The organism is Streptomyces bicolor (assembly GCF_000719285.1).
Lineage (GTDB): Bacteria > Actinomycetota > Actinomycetes > Streptomycetales > Streptomycetaceae > Streptomyces > Streptomyces bicolor.
The window spans coordinates 1-3,767 of sequence record NZ_JOFS01000083.1; the positions used below are offsets into that span (position 1 = coordinate 1).

The 3,767-nt window shown below is 72.2% G+C and carries 2 protein-coding genes; both read right to left on the reverse strand.

Annotated features, from left to right (window positions below):
• Positions 1-214 precede the first annotated feature (214 nt).
• On the reverse strand, positions 215-2,980 hold the full coding sequence (locus IF78_RS49320; RefSeq protein ID WP_209439688.1) for a bacterial transcriptional activator domain-containing protein: 2,766 nt from the start codon (positions 2,978-2,980) through the stop codon (positions 215-217).
• Entirely contained in the window at positions 2,977-3,681 is a 705-nt protein-coding gene (locus IF78_RS0142655) for a hypothetical protein (protein ID WP_234440034.1), read from the reverse strand. Before IF78_RS0142655 ends, IF78_RS49320 begins: the two co-directional genes overlap by 4 nt.
• Positions 3,682-3,767: the final 86 nt, after the last annotated feature.

Sequence of the window (3,767 nt, forward strand, 5' to 3'; positions counted from 1 at the left end):
GACCACGCCGATGAGTACCTGATGCACCCGGGTCAGCTGGGGTATCTCGCCCTTCCCCGCGGCCACGTTTCACTCTCCTGTCCAAGCCTGCCGCTCGCGACGCTGTCATCCAAACCTGTCCCACTGACCATGAGCGCGTCCGCGCGTTGCCTCTCGTGTGCTGGCCAAGGGATGGCCGGCTGATGCTGCGTCCGTGACGTGTTGTAAGCCTCCTTCAAGGCGGCATCCGGTGCGTCCGGCGCATGGCCGCCTGCTCACTTGGCGGATGGTGACGTTGCTCGTGCTGCCTTCCTCCTGCTTCTGGAATCAGCACGCCTGCAGAACGTGAGTCAAGGACTTCGTTGATGAGCTGTTCGGTCTCTATCTCCAGTGAGCAGTCCAATGCCCGGTTGGCGTGTTGGAGGCGGGTGATGGCGGTGTGCAGCCCCTGACGGTTGCCTGCGGTGTGTTCGATGCGGATCCAGTCGCGGTAGAGGGGTTCGGTGGTGTCGTCGACGTCGAGGCCGGTGGCGATGGCTTGGCGGGCTTTGGTGAGGTTGTGGTGGGGGCCTGCGGGGGTGCGGTAGTGGGCGATGGTGTGGGCGACGTGGATGATCCGGGTGATCATTTCTTGTTGGAGGGGCTGGGCCCAGGCGGGTGGTCGGGGTCCGAAGGGGCGCCCGCGGACCAGGGTGAGGGCTTTTTCGAGGTGGGGTAGGCCGGCGGGGCCTTGGCCGAGTGCGTGGTCGGTGAGGTTTTGGAAGGTGGTCCAGTCGCAGCGGATGGCGGGAGAGAGCTGGTAGGGGTCGTCTGCGGTGTGGCGGCGGGGGACGTAGGGGTGGCCGGTGGGGTCGTTGCCGAGGGCGCGGCGCAGGCCTTGGAGGCGGGCGTTGAGGGTGGTGGTGGACCAGGGAGCGTGGGGGTCCATGTCTGTGCAGAGGGTGTCGGCGCTGTGGTGGGGGCGGAAGTAGAGCAGGGCGGCGAGTTGGGCGATGCGCGGGCCGTGGCCGCCGGTGTGCACGCGGTCGACTTCGAGGGGGCCCAGGACCCGGATTTCGGGCGCGTTCGGATCGTGTGCCGGGGCGGGCCCGCTGGTGGCGGTGTGGCGGGTTTGGGGTTGAGGGGCGGTCGGGGCTGGTGCGGCGTGGTGCTTGGGCGGGCTGTCGGCGGCGGCCGTGCTGCCAGCCGCGGCGCGGTCTGACGCCGTGTGGCCCGGTGTGAAGGGCGGCCGTCGCGTGGCGGAGGGAACGGCGAGGGCGTTCCGCAGGGCCGGGAACACCTCGCCCTCGGCGGCGCTGTTCTGCGCGCAGGCCGGTGCGGACGCGTCGCGGTGAGGGCCGTTTGCTGGGCTGGTGGGCGTGTTGGCTGGGTGGGGCGCGGGCGACGCGTCGTCCCCGGCGCTTTCCTGCGCGGCCGCGTGCCGGAACGCTTCGGGGTGGGTGCCGGCTGCTGGGCTTGTGGGCGTCTTCCCCGGAGCGGCTGTGGGCGGCTCGGCCTGGAGTTCGTACGGGATTTGCGGCCGGGGTCCCTCGGTGGCGTGGGCCCCGGGGCCGGGTGTGGTGAGGGCGGTGGTGATGCGCTGGTAGGCGGTGTGTGTGAGGCGTTGCAGGGTGATGTCGGTGCCGAGGGAGGGGAATGGCTGTGGGGTGGTGAGGGAGGCGTTGAGGATCTCGGCGGTCGGGAAGTGGGCCGCGGCGCCGTGGGCTGGGGCGATCAGGGTGATGCGGGCGTCGTGCGCGGTGGTGATGAGGTCGGCGAACTGCCGGGCGGTGTCGGTGTCCAGGGCTGTGGTGCACAGCAGCAGGTGGGGCGGGCGCTCGGTGGGGAGTGTCTGGTGTGTCTCGAGCAGCCGCTCGGTCAGATCGCGTAGAGCGTGTGCCGGGTGGCGGGCGTGGGTGATGCGGCGGGCTGGCAGCAGCCGGGGGAGGTCTGCGCCGAAACCGATGGTGGTGATGTCGGTGTCGGCTGTCCAGGGGCTGGTGGCGAGTTCGAGGGCGAGTGCGGTGCAGACCTCGGTGAGGTGGGTGGGGTGGCCGGTAAGGAGGAGGGTGGGCAGCTGGTCGAGGTTGGCGAGGGCCAGAGCGCCTGTGGCGGTGGTGCCGATGGTGGCCAGTGCCGGATACGGGGCCGGCACGGTGCGGGCCCGGTCGTCGTCCAGAAGGTCGGCGTCAGCCGGTAGTAGCCACCACCGGTCCGCTTTCGTGGTGAACGGCGCAAGCGGCGCTGAGGCGGGGTCATCCGGCAGAACCTCAAGTGAGTGGGCCCCGATCGTTGCGGCGCGCAGCTCGGGCAGCTGCGGATGGCCGTGCTGCGTCGCCCGGTGGGCCAGGGTGCGCAGCGCCCGGTCCAGGCGGGCCGCACCGCCGGGCTCGGCGGCCGCTGCGGGCTGCGCCCGCGCGGGCGAGGCTGCCGGCGTGGTGGTCGTGGTGCTGCGGGTATTGCGGTGCCTGCGCCGCCAGGCGAGCCAGCTGGTGAGCGCGGCTAGGAGGAGTGCGCCGGCGCCCAGGATCTGGGGCAGCGCGGGGATGGGACGGGCCGGAGCGGAGGCGCCCGTCTGCTCCGGGGCGGGTGCGGATGCGGATGCGCCGGTGGGCTCGGGTACGAGGTCCATGGCTGAGGCGCTGCTGGTCGGGTGTGCCGCGCTGGGCTGCCGACTGGTGCTGGGGTGGGGTGTGGGGGAGGGCCCGGTCGTGCCGGTGCCGGGGCGGGGTGCGACGGGGGTGTCTGTTTCTATGCGTTGGCGTAGGGGGAGTTGGGGCGCGGTGAGGTCGAGGATTTTCGGCTGGGCGAGGGTGGTGCCGTCCGTCAGGGCCAGGTCGGGGTCGTGTGCGTTGATAGCAGAGGGCGTGCTGGCGGGGCCGGTTGCGCTGGTGGGAGGCGGGGTGGTGGCGCCCGCGTGTGGGGTGGTCAGGGCGACCGCGGCGATGAGGGTGGCTGTGAGGGCGGGCAGGAGGCGGACGGCAGGGCGTCGCGAGGGGGTGGCTGGGGGGTTGGTCCTCACGGGGTGATCCTGAGGGTGGCGGTGTCGAACTGGGGGAGTTGGAGACCGACGTCGGTGGTGGTGGCGGGCGGGGCGGGGAACTGCCAGAACACCGCGGCGCTTTCGTGGGGTTCAAGGGATTGCAGGCCGGTGGTGGTCAGCGGTCGACCTTCTGCGTCGCGCAGGACGTAGTAGCGCTTGCGGTGGTGGAAGTCGATGAGGGTGGCCCCGGCCAGGGATTGGCCGTTGCGCAGGACGTGGCGTTCGGTGCCGCGTAGTTCGGCAGGGACCACGGTGGTGTCGGTGCCGTTGTTGGTCAGCGTGCCGCGCAGGGTGAGGAAGCCGCTGGGGTCGCGGTCCGCCTCGGTGATGGTCAGGGCCAGGTGGTCAGGGCCGGCAAGCCGTGCCAGCGGCTCCTTGGAAGGTGCCTGTGACGCGGCGGCGTCGGGCGCGGTTGCCTGTGTGCGCTCCGGCTTGCGGGGCGCGTCTGCGCAGCCGGCCGTGCCGAGGAGGAGGACGGCCGCGACCCCCGCCACCACCACCCGTGGCCGGCCGCCCTTCCGCGAGGACCGCCGCCCCGCCCTGATGCCGGGCGTGCGGGCCGAGTGCCGACGGGAGACAGCCGCAGGCGCCGTGGGCTCCGTGCGCGCCGTGGGCACAGGGCTCGGGCCCGCGGGCAGGGTGCGCGGCGGCGTCGGCTGTGGGGTGTTGTGGTGGTTCACTGGTGTTCCCGGGGGCGGGGCCAGATGGTGATGGTGTCGCCGTCGAGGGTGATGTGGCGGTGGGGGAGCTGGCGGCGTACGAGGTT